Origin of the sequence: Acidisoma silvae, from assembly GCF_020618775.1 — a bacterium.
Lineage (GTDB): Bacteria > Pseudomonadota > Alphaproteobacteria > Acetobacterales > Acetobacteraceae > Acidisoma > Acidisoma silvae.
In genome coordinates this window covers 52351-74848 of record NZ_JAESVB010000008.1, presented here as the reverse complement: position 1 = coordinate 74848, position 22498 = coordinate 52351, and the positions used below count along the sequence as shown (strand labels likewise).

The following is a 22498-nucleotide window of genomic DNA, read 5'->3' as shown; positions in this document are numbered from 1 at the left end:
TCCTGCGTGCGGCCTTCCTTAGCGGAAGCTTAGGAGCCAGGGCAACAGCTACCGTTGGGCAAGCTGCGAAGGCTTTGACACATCCCATCCGCCACCCAGGGCTCGGAAGGTCTGGACCGCCGCACGGGCGGCATCCCCGCGGTCTGCGTCCAATTCATCCTGTGTGATCAATAGCTGCCGGTCAGCGTCCAGCACATCGGTCAGCGGAATGGCCCCGGCCTCGTAGGCCGTCTGGGAGAGCTTTCTTGCCTGATCAAGAGAAGCGACCTCCTGTTGCAAAGTCACGGCGCGCGTTTGCGTCTGCGACAAGGTGACGAGCGCATCCTCCACATCCTCCGTCGCCTTTAGGACGGATTGCCGGTATTGCGCCAAAGCCTGCGCATTGCCGCCCCTCGCCTGCGCGACCTCGGCATCGACCTTGCCGAAATCGAAAAGCCGCCACCGCAGCAGGCCCGTGCCAATCGGCTGAAAAGCCTTGGCCGTGAAAAGCTGGTTTGTGCTCAGACTATCGAAACCCAAAGCGCCGGAGAGCGATATCTTGGGATAGTAATCCGCAATCGCGGCGCCGATCTGCTCACTGCTGGCAGCCAGCCGCCGTTCGGCGGCTATCACATCCGGCCGACGGCGCAGCACGTCCAGCGGCTGGTCATTGCCGCCGATGGCCGGTATTGCCGGTATGGGCTGCACCACCGCCAGTTCACGCGCATAGGTTCCGGGCTGCACGCCCATCAGCACATCCAGCCGGTTCATCTGCGATTCGAGGCCGATGCGAAGCGGCGGCAGGGTTGACTGCGCCTGTTCCAGCACCGCCTGCGCCTGGGCCACTTCACGATCCTCGCCTTTGCCCAGGCTTTCGCGCAGTTGCACGATCCCCACCAGTTTCGTGTCGGTCGCAATCTGGTCGGTCGTCACCGCAATCCGCGCCTGATAGGCACGGATCTGGAGATAGGCGTCGGCCGCGTCGGCCGCCACCGTGATGCGCGTGCCGTCCTGCTCGGCACGGGCCGCCTCAGCTTCAGCCCGCGTCGCCCGCGCGCCCCGCCGCAGGCCGCCGAAAAGGTCAATCTCCCAGCTTGCCGCGCTGCCGAGCGTATATTCGCGCTGGTCGCGATTATAGTTCGGCAGGCTTTCCCCGAGCGCGCCGAGCGGACTGACCGTGCTTTGATGCTCGGCTGTCGTGCTCGCATTGAAATCGAAGGTCGGCAAAAGCTGCGCACCGGACGCATTGGCTTCCGCCCGCGCCTGCTGCACGCGGGCGAAGGCGGCGGCCAGATCCAGATTCTGGTCCAACGCGCGCTGAACCACCGTCACCAGCATCGGGTCATTGAAGCCTGTCCACCAGGTGTCGAGCTGGGGCGCTGGTGCCGCTCCCTCATGCGGCACCGGGTTATGGAAGGGCGCCAGAGCGACGTCCGGCTTTTTGTAATTCGGTCCCACCATGCACCCGGCCAGGCCGAGTGCCAGGATGAGACTAGGCAGGCGAAGAGAAGTGGCCATCATGACCTTGCCCCCCGGCCGAGCTTGCGTATGACCGTGTAGAAGGTCGGCGTGAACAGCAGGCCGAAGACAGTCACGCCCAGCATGCCGAACAGCACGGCCGTGCCGAGGGATTGCCGCATCTCTGCCCCCGCGCCGGTCGCGACCGCCAAGGGTGCCACACCCAGGATGAAGGCGAAGGAGGTCATGAGGATCGGACGCAGGCGAGTGCGCGCCGCATGCACGGCCGCCTCGGCCGGCGTTGCCTTGTCGTCGTCTTCCTTCTGTCTTGCGAACTCCACGATCAGGATGGCGTTCTTCGCCGCCAAGCCCACCAGCACCACGAAGCCGATCTGCGCCAGGATATCGATCGGCATGCCGCGCCCCAGCAGGCCGGTGACGGAGGCGAGCAGGCACATCGGCACAATCAGCACGATCGCCAGCGGCAGTTTCCAGCTCTCGTATTGAGCGACAAGAACCAGGAAGACGAAGAGCGCGGCCGCCCCGAAGACGAGCAAAGTCGGCGTGCCCTTCTCCTGCTGCTGGAAGGCCAATTCCGTCCATTCGAAGCTGACGCCGCGTGGCAGAACCTGATGAGCCAGCTCCTCCATGCGGTGCAGCGCCGTGCCGGTGGCAACGCCAGGGGCTGCCACGCCCTGCACTTCCGCCGCCGGGAACAGATTATAGCGCGGCACGCGATAGGGGATGGTGTCCGTCTTGAGATCGGCGACCGAGCCGATGGGCACCATCTCACCCAGGCTGTTGCGCACCTTGAGGCGTGACACGTCATCGGCCGAGCGCCGGAACTGCCCATCCGCCTGCACGATGACCTGATAGGTGCGGCCGAGATAGTTGAAGTCGTTCACATATTGCGAGCCGAGATAGACTTCGAGCGTCGAAAAGACGTCCGTCGGGCTCAAATCCAGCTTTTCAACCTTCTCGCGGTCGATATCGGCATAGACCGAGGGCGACCCGGCATTGAAAAGCGTAAAGACACCCGCGAAATCCGGGTCTTGATTGGCGGCGGCCACCAGTTTTTTTGTCGCGGCCACCAGCGCGTCAGGCCCGACGCCGGCACGATCCTCCAGCATCATCTTGAAGCCGCCGGAACTGCCCAGACCTTGCACGGGCGGCGGCGGCACGGTCAGCACATAGGCATCCTTGATGACCGACAGGCGCTGGCGAAGGTCGGCCAACACGGTATTCGCCGTCACACCCTTCAGCGAATGACTGTAGAGCGACGGCAGGCCCGAGAAGATCGTCCCGGAATTGGACGCGACTGTCGAGGTGATGGCATCCAGACCCGCGAAGGGCGCGGCATGCTCGATACCCTTGGTCTTGAGGATGATATCGGTTGCCTGCTTCACGACCTTCTCGGTGCGTGCGAGGGTCGCGCCTGGCGGCAACTGGATGATGGTGATCAGATAGCCCTGATCCTGTTCGGGAATGAAGCCGGTCGGCGCGCGCGAGAACTGAAAGCCGGTCAGGCCGATAAGCCCGATATAGGCGACCAGCACCAGCGCCATGCCGCGGATCAGGCGTCGCGTCAGGCCCGCATAGCCCGCCGAGAGTTTTTCAAAGCCTGTGTTGAAGCCACCGAAAGCGCCGTCCAAGGCGCGTCGGGCAAAGTTGCGGCTATGGGCGTCATGCGCGGTATGGGCTTTGAACAGCACGGCGCAGAGCGCCGGACTCAGCGTCAGCGAGACGAGGCAGGAAATCACGGTCGAAGCAGCGATGGTCACCGCAAACTGCTTGAAGAACAGGCCGGCAATGCCTGACAAGAAGGCCGCCGGCACGAAGACGGCGCAAAGCGTCAGCGCGATGGAAATCAGCGCGCCGCCGACCTCATCCATGGTTCTATGGGCGGCGTCCTTCGGCGACATGCCGGCGCGGATATTCCGCTCGACATTCTCGACGACGACGATCGCGTCATCCACCACGATACCGACCGCGAGGACAAGGCCGAACAAAGACAGGTTGTTCAGCGAAATGCCGCAGGCCGCGAGGATAATGAAAGTGCCGACCAGCGAAACCGGGATGGCGATGACCGGAATAATGGTCGCCCGCCAGGTCTGTAGGAAGACGAAGACCACGCCGACCACCAGCAGGATGGCGATGAAGATGGTGATGATAACTTCATGCACCGATTTGGCGATGAAGATGGTCGGGTCGTAGACGATTTCATAGGCGACGCCCGGCGGAAAATCCGCGCTCAGCGTCTTCATGGTCGTAAGCACTTCATGCTCGACGGCCAGCGAATTGGCACCCGGCTCGGCATAGAACAGCAAGGATGCCGCATCGGTCCGGTCGACATAGGCGGATGACCCGTAATCGGCGGCGCCGACTTCCACCCAGCCGATATCGCGCACGCGGGTGATGCGGCCCTGTCCGTCCGATTTGACGACGATATTGGCGAATTGCTCCGGCGTCGTCAGACGGCCCAAGGCCTCGACATTGATCTGATAGGCTTCGCTGCCCGCCACCGGCGGCTGGTTGAGAATGCCGGCCGAAACCTGGATATTCTGGGCGCGGAGGGAGGCCAGAACTTCCGACGCATCCAGGTCATGCGCTGCAACCTTGTCAGGGTCCAGCCAGATGCGCATGGCATATTCGCGGCCGCCCAGAAACTGCACGTCACCCACGCCTTGCAGACGCGCGACGGCATCCTTGATGTGCAAGGTCACGTAGTTGGAAAGGTATAGGAGATCGCGCGACTTGTTGGGCGAAAACACATGCACGGCCAGCAGAATGCTGGGCGTCGATTTGCGCACCTGCACGCCGAGCCGCTGCACGTCATCCGGCAAACGCGGCAGCGCATCTTCAACGCGATTCTGCGTCAGCATCTGCGCGACGTTCAGGTCGGTGCCGATCCGGAAGGTGACGGTAATCGTCAGCTTGCCGTCGCCCGTCGACTGGCTGCCCATATAGAGCATATTCTCGACGCCGTTGATTTCCTGCTCCAGCGGCGTGGCCACCGTCTTGGCCACGGTTTCCGCCGAAGCGCCGGGATAGGTGGTGGTAATCTGCACGGTTGGCGGCACAACCTCGGGATATTGCGCCACCGGCAGAACGAAAAGCGCGCCGAGGCCGAGCAGCGTCACGAAGATGCTGAGAACGGTCGCGAAACGCGGATGATCAATGAAAAAATGCGTAAGGCGCATGATGGCGGCCCGATCCTACTGCTGGGCCGAAGCGAAGCGGATATCGCCATTCTGCACGCGGACGTGCGATCCGGGTGCGGCATAGGCAAGCCCATCCGTGATCACCAGGTCATTCGGGCTGAGGCCCGACTGGATGACACGCAGCCCACCGCGCATGTCGCCGGGCTTCACCGGCTTCGGCACAACCGTGCCATCAGGCGAGACCGTCAGGACGACATAGTTGGACTGATCCGGCAGAACGGAGGCATCCGGCACCAGCAGCGTCGGCGCCGGCTGGGTTACCGCCACTTGCAGCCGCGCGAATTCACCAGGCGTCAGCGACAGATCTGCGTTCGGCACAGTGGCGCGCGCATGGATGGTGCCGCTCGACCGATCGAGTACGTTATCAACGAAGTCGAGCACGCCCTGATGGGAATATTGCGTCTCCCCGGTCAGCGCGAGTTCGACCTTGTCATCCAAAGGCCCCTTCTGGGCCGCGCGATAGTTGGAGAAAGCGATGTAATCGCTCTCGCTCATGTCGAAATCCAGATAGATCGGATCGACCGAGACCACGGTCGCGAGCAAAGTCGTGGGGCTTGTGGCGGCGCGGCTGCCGGCGATCAGATTGCCGATGGAGACCATGTGATTGCCGATCCGCCCCGTGAAGGGCGCGGTAATGCGGCAATGGTCGAGGTCGAATTGCGCATCGTGGATACGGGCATCCACGTCATCGACAGCGGCTTGCGCCGCGCGCTGGTCCGCCACGCGCTGATCGACGTCTTCGACCGTGCCGGCGCTGCCCTTCACCAAAGCCTGGGCGCGATAGAGCTCACGAACTGCCAGGGCCAATCTTGCGACTGCCGTTTCCCGTGCCGCCTGAGCCTCGGACAGTTTTATCTCATACGGAACCGGGTCGATCGTGAAGAGCAGCTGGCCTTGCTGCACGATGTCTCCGTCTTTGAAGTCAATCCCGGTCAGTGTGCCACCGACCTGAGCGCGCAGCTCCACACGATTCACCGCGGAAAATTGGCCGAGGAACCCGAGGCGTCGGTCCAAATCCTGTTCCAGCGGGTGGCTGGCGACGACTTGCGGCAAGGCAGCCGCAGGGGGTGCGGCCGGCGTATCGGCCCGGCTGTGACCGTGAAAATAGACGATCCCAGAGCCACCCAGGATCACCAGACAGGTCGTCAGCCCCAATAGGGAACGGGAGACGGATCGGCGCTTTCTGCGTCCGCTCGTCTCGGGTTCATCCAATCTGCTCATCGGTTCCATCCTCGTTTTACTCTGTCAGAAAAGGCGTCCGGGACGCCGTGTCGGTTGGGACGCCAATGCCGACTGGGCTTGCGCGCGCGGGCAGGACGTCGTTAGATCGCTATCTAATTGTGCATATAGAGGTCACTTGACCGCTAAAACGTCAAGCATCTGTGACCGGCCTGGAGCGGATGGGTGCTAAGCCCGGCGGGCAATCGACAGGATTTTAGCGGTCACCTATAAGCAATCGACGCGCGTATTGCGGGCGATTGGCCAGGGAGTTCTCTGGGGTGAAGAAATCAAAGGCCGAAACGGCCGAGACCAGACGGCGGATCGTTCTCACGGCCGTTGCGGAAATTCGACGCAAAGGCATTCACGAGACGAGCATTGCCGATGTCATGGAGGCTGCGGGTCTGACGCAGGGCGCGTTTTACCGGCATTTTGCCTCAAAGGAGCAGCTGGTCGCGGAAGCCTGCAACGAATGCACCTTGGCATCGGTCGAGGATCAGCTGGCGGCGGTGAGCCCGGACGACCGGACACGCGCCGAGGCCATCGTGGAAAACTACCTTTCGACCGCCCACCGCGATGATATCGCAACGGGCTGCACCTTCGCGGCCTTGGGCAGCGAATTGGCGCGGGCCGGAGAGGAGACGCGCGCGGCGGCGTCGGAACGCGTGCTGGGTCTGGTCAACGCCATCGCAAAGCGCTTCGATGACATGCCTCTCCAAGAGGCGAAGGCCCGCGCGGTGCTGACCGTGTCCGCGATGGTGGGCGCCGTCACCATGTCGCGCATCATGACCGACCCGACCGCATCAGAGGCGATTCTGGACGATACCCGCACGGAACTGGCAAAGCTGATGCAGCCGGGGTGATCAGACCCGGCTGCCTGCCTGTCAGAAGCCGAGGCGGCGCAGATCGTCTGGTTCGAATTGCTGGCCGCTACGGTTCTTCACGCTTGGGATTTCCGCGACTTTGGCGCGCCAGGCATTGAGGGCGGCATAGCCGTCCGTACTGCTGATCCCGGCGACGTCGGCGAACATCAAACCGGCAAATACCGTGATGTCGGCTAGCGAGAATGTATCGCCGGCCACGAAGGGCGAGGATGTCAGGACCGTATCGAAATAGCGCATGCCGTTCAGAGCAACTTCGCGCTGACGCTCGCCCCATTGCCTGCGGCTTTCCCAGTCCGGACTTTTAAACGCCTGAAGGGCGGCGCCCAGCCCCGGCGTGGCATGATGGAAATAGATGCCGACCGCGTCGAGCAGATCGGCTTCCGCGCGCCGCTGCATCATATGGATCATCGCCTTTTCCTTCGGCGTCCTGCCGGTCAGCCTTGGATTGCCATCCAGATTGTCGAGATATTCCGTAATGGCGGTGCTTTCGGAAATATAGGTGCCGTCATCCAGTTGCAGAACCGGCAATACGCCGGACGGGTTTTTGGCAAGGAATTCCGCCTGTTTGTGCTCGGCACCGATGAGATCGACCGAGACGAACTCGATCTGTTGATCAAGCCCCTTCTCGGCCAGGACGATGCGAATGCGGGCCGGATTGGGGAAGCCGGGACGATCGAAGATTTTCATCATTTTTCCTGTCTATCGATAGATAGCCAAGGGCCGAATAGGGCTTTCTTTTTCGCGAGTCAACCACTATCTATCGAGTGATAGACAGAGGTCGCAGATGGCTAAAACCAAGACGGATATTCGCGAGGCGATCATGGCGGCCGGCCGCCTCGCCGTTCAGGCCCATGGCTATAACGCTCTGAGCTTCCGCGAACTCGCCAAGGATGTCGGCGTCAAAAGCGCCAGCGTGCACTATCACTTCCCGACCAAGGGCGATCTCGGGGCGGCGCTCGCGCGCCGCTATACCGAGACAGGATCCGCCTATCTGGAGGGGATGCTGGCCGAAAACCATGCGCCGGCGGAACTCATGGATCGCTATGTCGCAATCTTCCGGGCCGCGCTCAGCAACGATAATCGCATGTGCCTCTGCGGCATCATGAGTGCTGAGCTGGATGACCTGCCGCCGGGGGTTCGGACCGAAGTCGATCAATTCGCGGCGGTCAATGTCGCCTGGCTTGAACGGGTTCTTGTCATCGCCGAGCCCAAGGCATCGCAGCAGGCCCTGTCCGACCGGGCGGTGGCGATTTTCGCGGCGATCGGAGGGGCGCAACTCGTGGCGCGCGGCTGTCAGGACATCGGACTCTATGACCGCAGCATCCGCGCCTATCGGGCCGCCGGCCTTATGCCTTGACCAGACATACCCAACTCAACCGCTGCATTGGCACGCCGGGATGTTTTCTCTATTCAAGCCATCACCGTCCAGGTGATGGCTTGAATATTCAGCTCCGCTGACTGCGGTTTACCGCTCAAATATCTTGCGCCCACATAGTTAATACTGAACCTTGTCCGTCTTGTTCTTGTACATTTTCCAGATCTCCACCGCTTCGGCACGCATGATCTGCTTGATCGGCATTTCGCGCTGGTCGACCGGCTTGCGGATTTCCGCATAGATCTTGCTGTCGTCAAAATTGCCGTATTCCAGAGCGTCTTCCACCGAAGCCGCGTAGAAGACCTTCTCGATTCCGGCCCAATAGGTGGCGCCCATGCACATCGGGCAGGGTTCCGCGCTGGTATAGAGCGTGGCACCTTCAAGCTTGAAACTGCCCTCGGCCTTGCAGGCCTTGCGAATGGCTTCGATCTCGCCGTGCCAGGTCGGGTCGTTTTCGGCGACGACGCGATTGGCGCCTTCCCCGATGATCTTGCCGTCTTTCACGATGACACAGCCGAAGACGCCGCCGGCGCTTTCAACCATCGAGGTGATGCGGGACAGCTCGATCGCGCGAGCCATGTATGTCTTGTCGTCTTCGTCGGCCATGTCACTCTCTTTGGGTCAAGGTTACGGACATCGTCAGCCAGGCGGCAGGATAAACCGTCCGACCTAGTAGACCAGCATGAAGAAGATAATCTCAACCGCATACAGCGCCGCGATCGTGCACAGACCAAGCATCTCGGCGCGCTGCCGGTTTTTCGGGTCGGGGTTAAGCCACCAGCCAAGCAAAGCGATTGCGACTTTCATCAAAGGCCAGGAAACCAGGGATACGCTGATGGCATTGCCGATGAAGGTGGCGATTGCCATTGGCACATGCGTCAGCAGCGGGCTGAGAAAGCGGATTTCCAGCATCACCACGGGAAAAAGCACAAGAAGCACCAGACAGGTCTGCTTCCATGCGGCCGGTGGGGCCTGATCAGGCCCCGTCGGAAACCAGCCGGAGAATGGATTGGCCAGGCGCTGGCTTTTCCAGTGCGATACCGTGGGGTCTGACCGTTCCAGCAAGGCGCGACGCTCAGCAGAGGCCAGCCAGGCCTCAAGCTGCTCCGGCATCGCGAAGCGAACCAAGGTCGTCCAATAGGGAATATCGGCCGAGATCGGCGCCTGGATCAGCGTGCCCATATAGCCGGGGAAGCTCGCCTGGGCCGTCTGCATGCCTTCCGCCCAACTCTGGAAGGCGTCCTCGCGCCCTGGTTCGATCTCTGTCGCGATAACCTCGGTGACGCAGGACAAGGAATGAAAATCCTGTGTCACTTCATCGATCAGGTCACCGTTACCCGTGCCACGAAGCGAATCAAGCTTGGCCAGACATTGCACACGCGCGGGGGCATCCCGCCACTGCGCCAAAAGGCTCGCCGTCTGGAAACGCTGAATAATCCGCCATTCCGAAGCACCCACAAAAGCCGGAATGATCTCAAGACTGACAAACCCCGGCGCCATGCTCGCCAAATGAGAGAAACTTGACTGCCAAGCCGCGAAGTCACGCTTTCCCTCGTCCCGCACGACCACTTTGGTCATGATGGCTGTCGCAAGGAATACAGGCTCGGCGGCGCCTGCTGACGGTTCGGCAATCATGGTGCCGTCTTTTATCCCAAGATGTGGTCATCGATGCTTATGGACGGTCGCGGCCTGGCAAGTCATTGCTTTATAGTATGGTTCTAGAACAATTCGGCGCGGCACGATAGGCAGGCTGTCTCACGTCCAAAACCCGATAACCAGTCTGCTGGCTCAACGTCAGAGGCAGCGCGCGACGACTGCGCCCTTCCTTATCGCCTGCGAAACCTGTCCAGACTCACGATACGGCCGTCCTCATGTCCTGGTTCATTATCCGGCTTTGGCTGAGGCGGCGGCATTGGATACGCATCACCCGCCACTGGATTTCCTGACAGGCCTTGGCTGTCTTCCATCGGTTCGGGACGCGTTGCCGCAGGCGCTGAAAGCGATACCCGGTTGATGCTGATCGCAGAGCATACAAGCGCCCCGATCAAGGACGCGCCCTCGATGCCGCCAAGATAGATGAGTACCAGGCGCGGCAGCCTCAGGCCTAGCGCCTGCATCCAGACGCACGCGGATAGAACGACGATGCACAGCATCGTCGCAGGGCTAAACATCCAGAGGCCCCAGAAAAAGCGACTGCGCATGGGATCAGCCTTATGCCTATCGGCACCCTGCTCGGCCGCCTAGTCACCGTCAACAGCCGCGTAACGAGCACCCGTAACGGGGGCACCTCCGTCTGCTGGAGTGCCAAACAGCCGTCACGGCACGGCTTTCCGCTTCTGTCAGCTTAACCGTCTCGCCCATCATGCCGAGGATGGTGAAACCGCTGACGCCGCGCGCGAGGAAGAAATCCACCATGCGGGGAATATCGTCCAGCGCGAGCGCGCCATTGACCTGAAACGGCGTGGGCGCGATGAGGAAGACGCGGCGCGCCGACGGGTCTAAAAGTTTCACCCTTATCTGCCGGAAAGGACGCGCAGAATGCCTTCGCGCGCCTGGCCTATATGATGCGTCATCCGCTGCGCCGCGAGCGCACCGTCGCCCTGTTCGATGGCGTCAAGAATGGCAAGATGTTCGTCCTTGCCTGAGCCGAAACGGGAGGGGATTCGGTGCAGACCGAAAAGACGCGTTTTCTGCCGCAAGTCTGAAATGAGGCGAAGCAGCAACCCGTTGCCGCTCTCTTTGGCAATCGAGAGATGCAGCAGATCATCGACCGCCCAATGCGCGGCGTCGCTGACCGCGCCGGGATCGGCCATGCTCTCGATCCGCTCGCGGATATCCTGGATCAGCGCGGCCGACATTCTGCCCGCCGCCGCGCGCGCGGCATCGCTTTCCAGGGTCTGGCGAACCGCCAGAATTTCCATGACCTCGGATACCGTTATTTCCACGACGCGGAGGAAACGGTCCTGCCGCGCCAGCAGGCCCTCGCCTTCCAGCTTCTGGAGCGCCTCGCGAACGGGGGTTCGGGAAAAACCAAGCTCCTCAGCCAGCCTCCGCTCCTGAATGACGGAGCCGCCCGGCAGCGCGCCGGACAGCAAGCGGTCGCGCAGCGCCGCGTAGGCGGCCAGGCTGACGTTGAGCTGGAGAGGATCCAGCGATGGGGTTCGTTCGATGTCTGCGCGCATGAAGGCCTCTGTTCGGCTTTATGGTATGCATGTGGTATGCCAATGGCATCCAAGATTGAGCGTTCGGTGTTTGAGCATGATCTGCCTCATCTTCTGGCTCGCAACCGCGCGGCGCGCTCCCTGTCGCCGATCCTCCTGAGGCATCGAACGCGCATTTGGCCGGCATTTGCCGCCACGTTAAGCAGGCGGCGCAGGGCAATCGGACGGCGTAAAAACAATCGCGCATGGAGCGCCGGCTTGCCGGGGGGCATCCGCCGCTGCTTTAAGGGTTTGGCGCGCAGCGTCCGGACGGCCAGGACGAGCAGACGGACAGGAGTACGAGCATGGCGAGGAAGGCAACGATCCGGGACGTTTCCTTGGCCGCTCATGTGTCCGTCACCACCGTTTCCCGCTACCTGAACGGCTCGATCCGGCTGCCTGCGGAGACGATCCAGCGCATTGACGACGCCGTGAAGGCGCTGCGCTACACGCCTAATCCCCTTGCCCGATCCCTCAGCCGCGGCAAATCAGAGACGATCGGCCTTGTCATTCCGGAAATCGCCAACCCCTTCTTCGCGCGGCTTGCGGCCTCGGTCGAAGCAACGGCCGCCGAGCGCGGCTATGGCGTGCTTCTGTGCGTAACGCTGAACAATGTCGATCGCGAGATCGACTATATCCGCCGGATCGAGAGCAAGCAGGTCGACGGCGTGCTTTTCTCGACCAATCATCCCGATGACGGACGGCTGCTGGATGCGCTGAAGGATGTGCCGTGCTTTGTCCTGGTTGACGAGGATATCGCCGGCGCCGACGTGCCGGGTGTTTTCGCCGAAAACCGTGGCGGCGCGCTGGAAGCGACACGGCATATCGTGGAGGCCGGCCACCGCAAGATCGCCATGCTGTCCGGCCCCAAGAAATTGCTGAGCGCGGAGGAGCGCCGGCTTGGCTTCCTGGATGCCATCCAGGAGGCAGGCCCTGGCCATGACGCCGTCGCTATCTTCGACTGCGCCTATACTGTGGAAGCCGGAGAGGCCGCGGCAGAGAATTTGTTGCGGGATCATCCTGAAACCACTGCCGTCTTTACCGGGAGCGACGAGCTTTTTTTGGGCATGCTCAAGGTGTTTCGGCGTCATGGCGTGCGCATCGGCGATGATATCTCGGTCGTCACCTGCGACGACGTCGAGCCGCTGGCCTTGTTCGAACCCGCCATCACCGCTTTGCGTCAGGATCTGCCGCAAATGGGGCGGCAGGCGCTGGATCTGCTGATCTCCACCATCGCGGGGAAGCCGGTTCCCGAGCGCCATATCCTTGTGCCGATGGAGCTTATGAAGCGAGACTCCGTGCGACCACCGCGCCGCCGCGCCCGCCTGCGGTAGTCTGCAACCCTTTCCTATCCAGGCTGACAGTTTTGCAGATTCCTCTTGACGCGCTGCATCGCAGCACGCAATTAGTAAACCGGTTTACTTATCCGGCCTGAAACCGAGGACGCGGCTTCGGACCAGCTTCACATTTTCTGTTGCCGACCGCGCGTCTCCGCGACAGCGCGACGGCGCGTTATTTGAGGAATCGTTAGGAATGACCGAGATTACCCGTCGCGCGGCACTGCGCGGCACTTTGGGCGTGGCTGTAACGGGCCTTGTTGCCGCACCTGCGCTGGCCGCGCAGAAGCCGACCTTCGCCCTGATCCAGATCAACGAACAGGCTCTGTTCTTCAATCAGATGCAGACCGGCGCGGCCGCAGCGGCGAAAGCCGCCGGTGCCAATCTTGTTATCTTCAATGCCAATGACGAGCCGACCGCACAGAACAATGCGATCGAAGCCTATATCCAGCAGAAGGTTCAGGGCATTGTTGTCGACGCGATCGACGTCAATGGCCTGATGCCCGCCATTCAGGAAGCCGCAGCCGCGCATATTCCGGTCGTCGCCGTCGACGCCGTTTTGCCCAAGGGGCCGCAGCTGGCACAGGTGGGTGTCGACAACCAGACCGCCGGCAAGATGCTGGCTGATGTCTTCCTGCCCTATGTCAAGAGCGAGATGAAAGGCCATGCGCGGATCGGCGTTGTCGGCGCGCTCAACTCCTTCATTCAGAACCAGCGGCAGTCGGCTTTCCTTGACGCGATCAAGGGAACGGCTGGCGTTTCGGTCGCCGGTGTCGTCGATGGCCGCAATATCCAGGATACGGCGCTGAACGTTGCCGAATCACTGCTGACCGGTAACCCGGACATCAACACCATCTATGCGACCGGTGAGCCCGCGCTGCTGGGCGCCATCGCCGCCGTACAAAGCCAGGGCCTGCAGGACAAGATCAAAATCTTCGGCTGGGATCTGACCGCCCAGGCGATCGCCGCGATTGACGCCGGCTATGTCGTCGCGGTCGTGCAGCAGGACCCGGAAGGCATGGGCCGCGCCGCTGTGCAGGCGCTTGCCGCCAAGCTGAAAGGCAGCAGCGTGCCGGCGACCATCCCTGTTCCTGTCACGATCGTCACCAAAAGCAATGTCGGTCCGTTCCGGGCTGTCTACAAGGCATGAGCCGCTCCGCCGAACCGCTGATGTCGCTCAGCGGCATCCGCAAGGTCTTTGGATCGAATACGGTGCTGAAAGGCATCGATCTCGATCTCTATGGCGGCGAGTGCCTGGGGCTTGTCGGCGATAATGCCGCCGGCAAGTCCACGCTGAGCAAGGTCATGTCCGGCGCCTATATCCCCGACGGTGGAGAAATCCGCCTCGGGGGCGAGGTCGTGCATATTGCGGGGCCGGGCGAGGCACGCCGTCACCGCATCGAAATGGTCTACCAGGATCTTAGCCTCTGCGACACGATCGACGTCGCCGGCAATCTGTTCCTGGGACGCGAGCTGTCGCGCGGAGGTGTTCTCAGAAAGACCGAAATGCTGCAGAAGGGCCGCCAAATGCTGGATGCGTTGGATATCCGCATCCCCGACATGCGCGCCAAGGTCGCGATGCTGTCGGGCGGCCAGCGGCAGTCCATTGCCATTGCCCGCGCGGCATCTTTCGCGCCCCGCGTTCTTTTGCTTGATGAGCCAACCTCCGCCCTGGCCGTCGCTGAGGTGGAAGCGGTTCTGGCGCTGATCAATCGCGTCAAGGCTCAGGGCGTGGCGGTGGTGCTCGTCACGCACCGCCTACAGGATCTGTTCCGCGTTTGCGACCGTATTGCCTTCATGTATGAAGGCAACAAGGTCGCAGAGCGGCGCATGGAAGACACCAATCTGGATGAGATCGTGAAGCTGATCGTGGGCGGCAACCGCCAGGAAGCCGCAGCCTTGGACAGGATGGGAGCCGGGTCATGAGCCGTCATGCAACCATCCCCGCTCCTTCCCGCAGCTGGCATGATTTTCTGATCGAACACGCGCAGGTTCTGTCGATAACGGTCTTCTTTGTCCTCTGCTGCCTGCTGTTTTCGATTTTGTCGCCGTTCTTTCTGATGCCGGACAATCTGCTCAATGTCTTGCGGCAGATGGCGCCGCTGCTGGTAACGGCGGTGGGCATGACCTTCGTCATCACGACGGGTGGCATCGATCTATCGGTCGGTTCCATCGTTGCCTTGACGAATGCCGTTTGCGCGCTGGCGCTTCAGGCAGGCTTGCCCTGGCCGCTCGCGACCGTGCTTGTTCTGATTCTCGGCGGCATCGTGGGCTTGGCCCAGGGCTGGTTCGTCTCCTATCAGAAAATTCCGGCCTTCATTGTGACGCTCGCCGGGCTCTCCATCCTGCGCGGCATCGCCCTGCTGCTGACCAAAGGCTATTCCATTCCGATCGACGAGCCGAGTGCGGCACCCTTGCTGGCCATCGGCCGTGGCTGGATCTTCGGTTTTCCGATTCCTGCAATCCTGGCGATTGTCATTCTGGCGATCGGCGCCTTCGTGCTGCGGGAGACGAAATACGGCCGCTATGTCACCGCTGTCGGCGCCAATGCCGAAGCCGCGCGCCGTGTCGGCATCCCGTCCGCCCGCATTCTGACCTCGGTCTTTGTGCTGACGGGGATAACTTCGGCCCTGGCCGGGTTGCTGATCGCAGGGCGCCTCGGGTCAGGCTCTTCCAACGCCGCCGAAGGTTTCGAACTGGATGTCATCGCGGCGGTTGTTCTGGGCGGCACATCGCTGCTCGGCGGCACCGGCACTATTCTGGGCACGGTTCTGGGTGCGCTGACAATCGGGGTCATCGGCAATGGGCTGATCCTGGTCCATACCTCGCCCTTCCTGGTGCAGATTGTGACAGGCGCCATTATCCTGCTCGCCATCTGGCTGAACACGCGCATCTTCGGCCGCCTTTCTGCGGGCCGAAAAGGGTGAGCGAGCTTTCGGAAGCGCATATCCGGTCGGGCCAGGTGATGACGGTGCTCGGCCCGATCCGGGCGGAAGACCTTGGCGTTACCTTGATGCACGAGCATCTGCTGAATGATTGCAGCTGCTGGTGGCACAAGCCGAAGGAACCCGAGCGCCGGCGTCTCGCCTGCGAGCCCGTCAGTATCGGCATCCTGGGCGAGCTGCGGATGGACCCATTCGTCAATCTCGATAATTGCCGGTTGGATGATGAGCGCCTGGCCATCGCCGAACTGCTGCCGGTGGCCGACCTTGGCGGGCGCAGCGTGGTTGACCCCACCTGTTCCGGCATCGGACGCGACCCGCTGGCGCATCAGCGCATGGCGCGCGAAACGGGTCTGAACATCATCACCGGCGGTGGCTTTTACCTGGAAGGGTCAACCCCGCCACGTCTGGCGGAGATGACTGTTGAAGCGATCGCAGACGAAATCGTCGGCGAAGCGCTGCATGGCATCGGCGACAGCGGCGTGAAGATCGGCATCATCGGGGAGATCGGCGTCTCCCCCGGATTCACCGCGATCGAGGAAAAGTCGCTGCGCGGCGCTGCCCAGGCGCAGGCGCGCTGCGGACTCCCGCTGATGATCCATCTTCCCGCCTGGTACCGTTACGGCCATAGGGTTCTTGATATCGTCGCAGCCGAGGGCGGCGACCTGCGCCATACGGTGCTGTGTCATATGAATCCGTCCGGCAAAGATTTGGACTATCAATCGGCACTCGCTGAACGTGGCGCCTTTCTGGAATACGACATGATCGGCATGGATGTCTTCTATGCCGATCAACAGGCCCAGTGCCCGTCCGACGAGGATAACGCGACCGCCATCGCAGCCCTGATCGACCGGGGATTCGGATCCCGCATCCTGATGTCGCAGGATGTTTTCCTGAAGATGATGCTGACCCACTACGGCGGCTTCGGCTATGCCTATCTGCAGAAACATTTCATTCCACGCCTGCGCCGCCACGGCGTTGATCAGCAGACCATCACGGATCTGATGATCAACAATCCCCGTGACGTGTTTCAGACCCACGCCAAAGAATAGGATTGATCGATCGTGACTAAGACAAAGGTGCTGCTGGTTGGCGAAAGCTGGGTCACGTCAGCAACGCATTTCAAGGGTTTCGACCAGTTCGGCAGCGTGACTTTCCATCTGGGCGCAGAGCCGCTGGTCGCGGCGCTGAAGGACAGCCCATTCGAGCTGACCTATATGCCGTCGCATGTCGCCTCCGAGGGGTTTCCCTTCGATGCCGCCGGGCTTGCCGAATATAAGGCCATGCTGCTGTCCGATATCGGCGCCAATACGCTGCTGCTGCCGCCCGCCGTCTGGCTACAGGGCAAGCCGATGCCGAACCGCCTGAAGCTGATCCGGGATTGGACCGCAGCCGGCGGTGGCCTCGCCATGATCGGCGGCTATTTCAGCTTCCAGGGCATCGACGGGCGTGGCCGCTGGCGGAAGACGCCGGTGGAAGACGCTCTACCCGTGACCTGCCTGCCTTATGACGACCGCGTGGAAGTGCCAGACGGCTTCACGGCAGACGTCACCGATCCCGCTCATCCGATCGTGAAGGACATCACAGGGCCCTGGCCCGTGCTTCTGGGGGCCAACGAAGTTGAGTTGAAGCCCGGCGCGCATGTCGTGGCGAAGCTGCCGGCTGAAGAAGGCGGCTATCCGCTGCTGGTGACCGGTCGCCACGGCAAGGGCCGCACCGCGGCCTGGACATCCGACATCGGGCCGCATTGGGTTCCGAACGAATTCGTCGCCTGGGAAGGCTATGGCAAGCTGTGGCGGAACCTGCTGACCTGGCTGACGGAAGCGGCGCAGTGAGACATTCGGACTGGATCAGATCCCAAAATCAGTATCTGTGGGAAGCGATGCAGACGCATCGCTTCGTCACCGATATTGAAAAGGACCAGCTGCCGCTGGACGTTTTGCGGCGCTATTTCTTCTTCGAACATGCCTTTGTCGAAACGGCTGTACTCATTTTCGGCCATGCTCTGCTCAAAGCGCCGGGTTTCGCACAGCAGCGCAAGCTGATCGCGACGCTGTCGGCGCTGTCCGAGGCGCAGCTTGTCTGGTTTCAGGACTGCTTTGCCGCGCTTGGCATCGGCACTAAGGGTTCCCCCCTGCCCAAAGCCGTCGATGACTTTGCGACAGGGATGCTTGGGATTGCGGAAGACGGCGATTATGCCGCCATCGTCACCATCATGATGGCGGCGGAATGGATGTATGGCACCTGGTGCATGCGAGCGCATCAGCACCCGAGCACCGAGCCCATGCTGCGCGCCTGGGTGCAGCTTCATGCCGAGCCGGACTTCCTCAGCGGCGCGGACTGGCTGCGCGCCGAAGTGGACCGCGAGGCGGCAGCTTTGGATGACGCCGGCCGCATGCGCCTGGCGGATCTGTTCGGCCGCGCGCTACAGCTTGAAATCGACTTCCATGAAGCCGCCTATGACAGTACATGGCCTGTGCCGAAGGCCGAAGGAAACGCCTGATGTCCGCGAAACCCGTCTTCAAGACCAAGCCCCATGCGCTGGAAAGCCTGTTCGGCCGCCGCAAGGTGGTGATCGGCGTCATTCATTCGCGCCCCTTGCCCGGATCCCCCGCTTATGAGGGCGAGAGCATGGACAGCATCGTCGCCTATGCGGTCGAGGAAGCCCGCCGTTACGAGGCCGGCGGTCTGGATGGGCTGATCGTCGAGAATCACGGCGATATTCCCTTCGCCAAGCCCGATCAGCTGGGACCGGAAACCGCCGCCTGCATGGCGGTGATGACGGACGCGGTGCGTCGCGCGAGCAAGCTGACGGTCGGCGTCAATGTGCTGGCCAATGGCGCGATTCAGGCTTTGGCCGTCGCGAAAGCGGCCAATGCGGCCTTCGTGCGGGTGAACCAGTGGACCAATGCCTATGTCGCCAATGAAGGGTTGATGGACGGCCCGGCCGGGCAGGCCATGCGCTACCGCGCCTGGCTGCAAGCACGCGCCGTCAAGGTCTTCGCGGATGTTCATGTCAAGCACGGGGCACATGCCATTACCGGTGACCGCACGATCCCGGAACTGGCGCGGGACGCCGAGTTCTTCGATGCCGATGTCGCCATCGCCACCGGCCAGCGCACGGGCGATGCCGCGACGACGGACGAAATCCGCGCCATCGGCGAAGGCTGTAGCCTGCCCGTGGTTATCGGTTCGGGCGTGACGCCGCAGAATGTCGGCGAGATCCTCAGCATCGCGGATGGCGTCATCATCGCCAGCTTTTTGAAACGCGATGGTGTCTGGTGGAACGAGGTCGACCCCGAGCGGGTCAAGGTCTTCATGGCCGAGGCCGATCGCGTCCGCGCATGAGCCTTGTCTATGTTCTGGGCAATGCCGGGATGGACCTGTCCCTCGGCATGGCCCGACTGCCCGCACCGGGCGAGACGCTGGTGGCGCATGACGTGGCGCGCGCGCCCGGCGGCAAGGGGCTCAATCAGGCCGTGACCGCTGGCCGCGCCGGCGCTCAGGTCATCTTTGCCGCGCCTATCGGCCGGGACAGCGACGCCGCGCAGCTGAAAGCTGTGCTGGCGCAGGAGCCTTTGACTTTCGAGGCGATCGCGCTTGACCAGCCGACCGATCTCTCCGTCATCATGGTGACGCCGGAGGGCGAGAACTGCATTGCGACCGCGGGCCTTGCGGCAGACGGGCTTGATGTGGCGGCGGCTGAGCAGTTCGCCCGCCGTGCCGGGCCTGACGACTGGCTGCTGCTGCAAGGCAATCTATCCTTGGCCGCAACAAAGGCCGCGATGCGGGCCACGCCGGGCCGCGTGATCTTCAATACCGCACCGCTGCGCTGGCCGGTGGCTGAGCTTCTGCCATTTTGCGATGTCGTGATTGCCAATAGCGTCGAGACTGCCGAGATTACCGGCTGCGAAGGTACGGCAGCAGCGACCAGGATGCAGACGATGGGCGCGCGTTGCGTCATCATCACCCTCGGCAGCGCGGGCGCCGTTCTGGCGACGGCCGATGGGCTGTGCACCCTGCCCGCGCCAAAGGTTGTGGCTTTGGACACGACCGGCGCCGGCGATACGCTATGCGGCGTCCTGGCTGCCGCGCTGGCGCGAGGCAATTCGCTGCTGGAGGCTCTGCAATTCGGCCAGTCGGCAGCGGCCGAGACCGTGACGCGGGCCGGAGCCTATGCGGCCTTGCCGTCTGCCGAGGATTTGAAGCGGCTCGGCTCCGCTCTGCGAAAATAATTGAAACGCGCTATGCGCTGAAGCAATCAGTATTGCGACAAGCCGTCATGCCACGTCAGGACAGCCCTTTCGCTGGGGCGGCTTGCATAGGATTTTCTGTAAGAAAAACCGTAAAGACGACGAGCGGCATAAGGATGCCGACCGACGCAGTCAGCCACCAGCCCCCGTGGTAATAGGTCAAAGATCCAAGTGCTGAGCCGACTGCGCCGCATATGAAGATCACCGTCATATAGGCCGCGTTGAGGCGCCCCCGCGCCTTCGGGTCTATGCTCTGCACAATACGTTGGCCGAACACCTGATTGGCCTGGACAGCGCCATCGAGAATGAGGGCGGCGACGACCATAACGGCAACCGAGGCCAATGCCTGTCCCCAGCCACTGACCAGCAGCGCAAAGGCGGCGCAGCACAGAACGAGACCGGTGCCTCGCCTGGAAAAGCCCCGATCTGCTGCCCGACCTGCCAGCGGCGCTGTCAAAGCGCCAGCGGCACCTGCCAGGGCAAAGGCAGCGATCTCAGTTTTATTGAAGCCAAAGCGGTCATGCAGCATGAGCGGCGCCGCCGTCCAAAACATGTTGAAGACAGCGAACAGGGTGCCTTGATAAGCCGCACGGCGTTGCAGCGGTCGCAGGGTCGCAAGCAAGCGCAGGATCGATTTCAGCGTCGCCCCGTAGCTGCGGCCGGAACGTGGTCTCCAGCCAGGTAAGCGCCACCACAGAACGCCAAACAGACCCAGCATCACAGCCGCCGATAGAAGGAAGATGGCACGCCACCCCAAAAGACCCGTGAGAAAGCTCGCGAGGGGCCGGGACAGCATGATGCCGGTCACCAGCCCGCCCATGATGCTGCCGATGACCTGTCCGCGCCGCGCTTCAGAGGAGAGATGCACGGCCAGTGGCACCAGGATCTGGCTGCCGACTGTGCAGATACCCAAAAGCACCGATGCGGCGAGGAAGCTGGCGGTGGAGGCGCTTGTCGCCACCCACAACAAGCTGACGACGGTTCCGGCCGTTGCCAGCAGGACGAGGCGACGATTTTCGACCAGATCGGCAAGGCTGACGATAAAGAAAAGTCCCAACCCATAGCCAAGCTGTGTCGCCGTCACAATCAGGCCAGCGAGGCTCGCATGGATATGAAGGCTGGCTGCAATGGGGCCGGCAATCGACTGGGCGTAATAGACATTCGCTGTCGTCGCGCCACAGGCAACGGCAAACAAGAACCCCATTCCCCTGGTCATCTCAGGCTGTATCGATGCGTGGGCGTCAGGCGAAATTCTCATTCGGCAAATATAACCCTACACTGTTCCATCAATAGTGAGAAATTCAAGGCGGATGGCCAGCGCCAAAATCCGGTTATGTCTCGATTACCTGACGCAGCGATTTCCGAAACGGGCATTTTGCCCTGAAAAATGACCATGCAACGCCATGGCTTTCAACAGATGACGCTCGCGGCCAAGCCACTGTTTTTCGCCGGGCAGCGAGAAACGGTTCACATAATGCGGCGCTGACTGCCCGCCCCGACAGGCCCGACGCAGCGTTGGCATGAGTCTTGATAGGGTTCAGGCATGACCAGACTGATCCAGCCCTATCCTGCTCACCGCGATGCCGTCGTCGGCGTATCTGCCGCGTGATCCGGTTTTTGCGCATCGCCGGAAAACGGCTGCTGGGCGCGGTGCCGAGCCTGATCGGCGTCATCATCGTGACCTTCCTTTTGTCCCACGCGCTGCCGGGCGACCCGGCGGTGCTCTTCGCGGGGCCGGCGGCGGACGCGGCCTCGGTCGCGCAGGTCCGCGCGCATCTGGGCCTGGACCACAGCCTGCCGCAACAATTCCTGACCTATGTCTGGCAGCTCGCCCATGGCGATCTGGGCCAGTCGCTGACGACCGGCCAGCCGGTGATGACCGATCTGCTGCAACGACTGCCAGCGTCACTGGAACTGACGCTTGTCGCCCTGATCTTCGCGATCGGCGTCGCGGTACCGCTTGGTATCTGGGCGGCGACCCGGCCGAATAGCTGGATCGATCATCTGTGCCGCGGCACGGTGACGGTGGCGGCGGCCTTCCCGACCTTCTTCATCGCACTGCTGCTGGTCTATGTCTTTTACTTCCTGATCCCGCTGGCGCCCGAACCTGTGGGACGGCTGAACGACGTCTATTTCGATGCCCCGACGACCATCACTGGCTTCTACCTGATTGACTCCATACTGGAGGGCAATTGGCAGACCTTCGGCGGCGCGCTGGCGCAAATCATTCTGCCGGCCATCTCCCTCGGGCTTTTCGCGCTGGCGCCGATCGCGCGCATCACGCGCGCCGCCATGCTGCAATCGCTGGCCAGCGATCATGTGCGCACCGCGCGGGCCTGCGGATTGTCGCGCCGGCGTATCCTGATCACCTATGCGCTGCGCAACGCCATGCTGCCGGTGGTCAACGTGCTGGGCATGGTCTTTTCTTTCGTCCTCGGCTCCAATGTCCTCATCGAGGATGTCTATGGCTGGCCCGGTGTGGGCGCCTATGCGGTGAAAGCCGTCATCTCCTCGGACTACGCGGCCGTGCAGGGCTTTATCCTGATGATGGCGGTTCTCTACATCCTGCTCAATCTGGTGGTCGATCTGCTCAGCATGGTCGTCGATCCGCGCGTGAAGTTCGAGGGTTGA

The 22498-nt window shown here is 62.1% G+C and carries 22 protein-coding genes; 12 read left to right on the top strand and 10 right to left on the bottom strand.

The annotated features are described in order from the left end of the window. Window positions 1-48: 48 nt before the first annotated feature. The 3 genes from ASILVAE211_RS16710 to ASILVAE211_RS16700 are packed head-to-tail and all read right to left on the bottom strand — an operon-like array spanning window position 49 to window position 5879. Entirely contained in the window at window positions 49-1500 is a 1452-nt protein-coding gene (locus ASILVAE211_RS16710) for an efflux transporter outer membrane subunit (protein ID WP_227322487.1), read from the bottom strand. Next, entirely contained in the window at window positions 1497-4637 is a 3141-nt protein-coding gene (locus ASILVAE211_RS16705; protein WP_227322486.1) for an efflux RND transporter permease subunit, read from the bottom strand. The genes ASILVAE211_RS16710 and ASILVAE211_RS16705 overlap by 4 nt, the downstream gene beginning before the upstream one ends. A gap of 15 nt (window positions 4638-4652) precedes the next feature. Beyond that, the gene (locus ASILVAE211_RS16700) at window positions 4653-5879 is read right to left on the bottom strand and encodes an efflux RND transporter periplasmic adaptor subunit (protein ID WP_227322485.1); all 1227 of its coding nucleotides are present in this window, start codon (window positions 5877-5879) and stop codon (window positions 4653-4655) included. A gap of 278 nt (window positions 5880-6157) precedes the next feature. On the opposite strand from ASILVAE211_RS16700, the gene ASILVAE211_RS16695 reads away from it, so the two are divergent. Then, the gene (locus tag ASILVAE211_RS16695; protein ID WP_227322484.1) at window positions 6158-6739 is read left to right on the top strand and encodes a TetR/AcrR family transcriptional regulator; all 582 of its coding nucleotides are present in this window, start codon (window positions 6158-6160) and stop codon (window positions 6737-6739) included. A 21-nt stretch (window positions 6740-6760) separates the two neighbouring features. Here ASILVAE211_RS16695 and ASILVAE211_RS16690 read toward each other — a convergent pair whose 3' ends face one another. Then, window positions 6761-7447: a glutathione S-transferase family protein gene (locus ASILVAE211_RS16690; protein ID WP_227322483.1), complete on the bottom strand. Its 687-nt coding sequence runs from the start codon at window positions 7445-7447 to the stop codon at window positions 6761-6763. Between the two features lie 97 nt (window positions 7448-7544). On the opposite strand from ASILVAE211_RS16690, the gene ASILVAE211_RS16685 reads away from it, so the two are divergent. After that, the gene (locus ASILVAE211_RS16685; RefSeq protein ID WP_227322482.1) at window positions 7545-8117 is read left to right on the top strand and encodes a TetR/AcrR family transcriptional regulator; all 573 of its coding nucleotides are present in this window, start codon (window positions 7545-7547) and stop codon (window positions 8115-8117) included. A gap of 138 nt (window positions 8118-8255) precedes the next feature. On the opposite strand, the gene ASILVAE211_RS16680 is transcribed toward ASILVAE211_RS16685, so the two are convergent. The 5 genes from ASILVAE211_RS16680 to ASILVAE211_RS16660 form a co-directional block, all read right to left on the bottom strand. Then, window positions 8256-8741, bottom strand: a complete 486-nt coding sequence (locus ASILVAE211_RS16680; RefSeq protein WP_227322481.1) for a nucleoside deaminase — start codon at window positions 8739-8741, stop codon at window positions 8256-8258. A gap of 63 nt (window positions 8742-8804) precedes the next feature. Next, the gene (locus ASILVAE211_RS16675) at window positions 8805-9770 is read right to left on the bottom strand and encodes a hypothetical protein (RefSeq protein ID WP_227322480.1); all 966 of its coding nucleotides are present in this window, start codon (window positions 9768-9770) and stop codon (window positions 8805-8807) included. A gap of 191 nt (window positions 9771-9961) precedes the next feature. After that, window positions 9962-10336, bottom strand: coding sequence for a hypothetical protein (locus tag ASILVAE211_RS16670; protein WP_227322479.1), 375 nt, complete (start codon window positions 10334-10336; stop codon window positions 9962-9964). Window positions 10337-10385: 49 nt separating this feature from the next. Beyond that, entirely contained in the window at window positions 10386-10646 is a 261-nt protein-coding gene (locus ASILVAE211_RS16665; RefSeq protein ID WP_227322478.1) for a beta/alpha barrel domain-containing protein, read from the bottom strand. A gap of 2 nt (window positions 10647-10648) precedes the next feature. Further along, window positions 10649-11317 (bottom strand): GntR family transcriptional regulator, encoded by a 669-nt coding sequence (locus ASILVAE211_RS16660; RefSeq protein WP_227322477.1) that lies wholly within the window; start codon window positions 11315-11317, stop codon window positions 10649-10651. Between the two features lie 323 nt (window positions 11318-11640). On the opposite strand from ASILVAE211_RS16660, the gene ASILVAE211_RS16655 reads away from it, so the two are divergent. The 9 genes from ASILVAE211_RS16655 to ASILVAE211_RS16615 all read left to right on the top strand — a co-directional run bounded on the left by ASILVAE211_RS16655 (window position 11641) and on the right by ASILVAE211_RS16615 (window position 19849). Beyond that, window positions 11641-12669, top strand: coding sequence for a LacI family DNA-binding transcriptional regulator (locus ASILVAE211_RS16655; protein ID WP_227322476.1), 1029 nt, complete (start codon window positions 11641-11643; stop codon window positions 12667-12669). Window positions 12670-12868: 199 nt separating this feature from the next. Continuing rightward, window positions 12869-13822: a substrate-binding domain-containing protein gene (locus ASILVAE211_RS16650; protein WP_227322475.1), complete on the top strand. Its 954-nt coding sequence runs from the start codon at window positions 12869-12871 to the stop codon at window positions 13820-13822. Further along, complete coding sequence (locus ASILVAE211_RS16645; RefSeq protein ID WP_227322474.1) at window positions 13819-14598, top strand: ATP-binding cassette domain-containing protein; 780 nt, start codon at window positions 13819-13821, stop codon at window positions 14596-14598. The genes ASILVAE211_RS16650 and ASILVAE211_RS16645 overlap by 4 nt, the downstream gene beginning before the upstream one ends. After that, the gene (locus tag ASILVAE211_RS16640; RefSeq protein ID WP_227322473.1) at window positions 14595-15599 is read left to right on the top strand and encodes an ABC transporter permease; all 1005 of its coding nucleotides are present in this window, start codon (window positions 14595-14597) and stop codon (window positions 15597-15599) included. The genes ASILVAE211_RS16645 and ASILVAE211_RS16640 overlap by 4 nt, the downstream gene beginning before the upstream one ends. Then, window positions 15596-16666 (top strand): phosphotriesterase family protein, encoded by a 1071-nt coding sequence (locus tag ASILVAE211_RS16635; RefSeq protein ID WP_227322472.1) that lies wholly within the window; start codon window positions 15596-15598, stop codon window positions 16664-16666. The genes ASILVAE211_RS16640 and ASILVAE211_RS16635 overlap by 4 nt, the downstream gene beginning before the upstream one ends. A 12-nt stretch (window positions 16667-16678) precedes the next feature. Then, on the top strand, window positions 16679-17449 hold the full coding sequence (locus ASILVAE211_RS16630) for a glutamine amidotransferase (protein ID WP_227322471.1): 771 nt from the start codon (window positions 16679-16681) through the stop codon (window positions 17447-17449). After that, window positions 17446-18117, top strand: coding sequence for a TenA family protein (locus ASILVAE211_RS16625; protein WP_227322470.1), 672 nt, complete (start codon window positions 17446-17448; stop codon window positions 18115-18117). The genes ASILVAE211_RS16630 and ASILVAE211_RS16625 overlap by 4 nt, the downstream gene beginning before the upstream one ends. Then, entirely contained in the window at window positions 18117-18962 is an 846-nt protein-coding gene (locus ASILVAE211_RS16620) for a BtpA/SgcQ family protein (RefSeq protein ID WP_227322469.1), read from the top strand. Before ASILVAE211_RS16625 ends, ASILVAE211_RS16620 begins: the two co-directional genes overlap by 1 nt. Then, the gene (locus tag ASILVAE211_RS16615) at window positions 18959-19849 is read left to right on the top strand and encodes a ribokinase (protein WP_227322468.1); all 891 of its coding nucleotides are present in this window, start codon (window positions 18959-18961) and stop codon (window positions 19847-19849) included. The genes ASILVAE211_RS16620 and ASILVAE211_RS16615 overlap by 4 nt, the downstream gene beginning before the upstream one ends. Before the next feature lie 55 nt (window positions 19850-19904). Here ASILVAE211_RS16615 and ASILVAE211_RS16610 read toward each other — a convergent pair whose 3' ends face one another. After that, complete coding sequence (locus ASILVAE211_RS16610; RefSeq protein WP_227322467.1) at window positions 19905-21071, bottom strand: MFS transporter; 1167 nt, start codon at window positions 21069-21071, stop codon at window positions 19905-19907. 401 nt (window positions 21072-21472) lie between these two features. Between ASILVAE211_RS16610 and ASILVAE211_RS16605 the strand changes: the two genes are divergently transcribed. Beyond that, window positions 21473-22498, top strand: coding sequence for an ABC transporter permease (locus tag ASILVAE211_RS16605; protein WP_227322466.1), 1026 nt, complete (start codon window positions 21473-21475; stop codon window positions 22496-22498).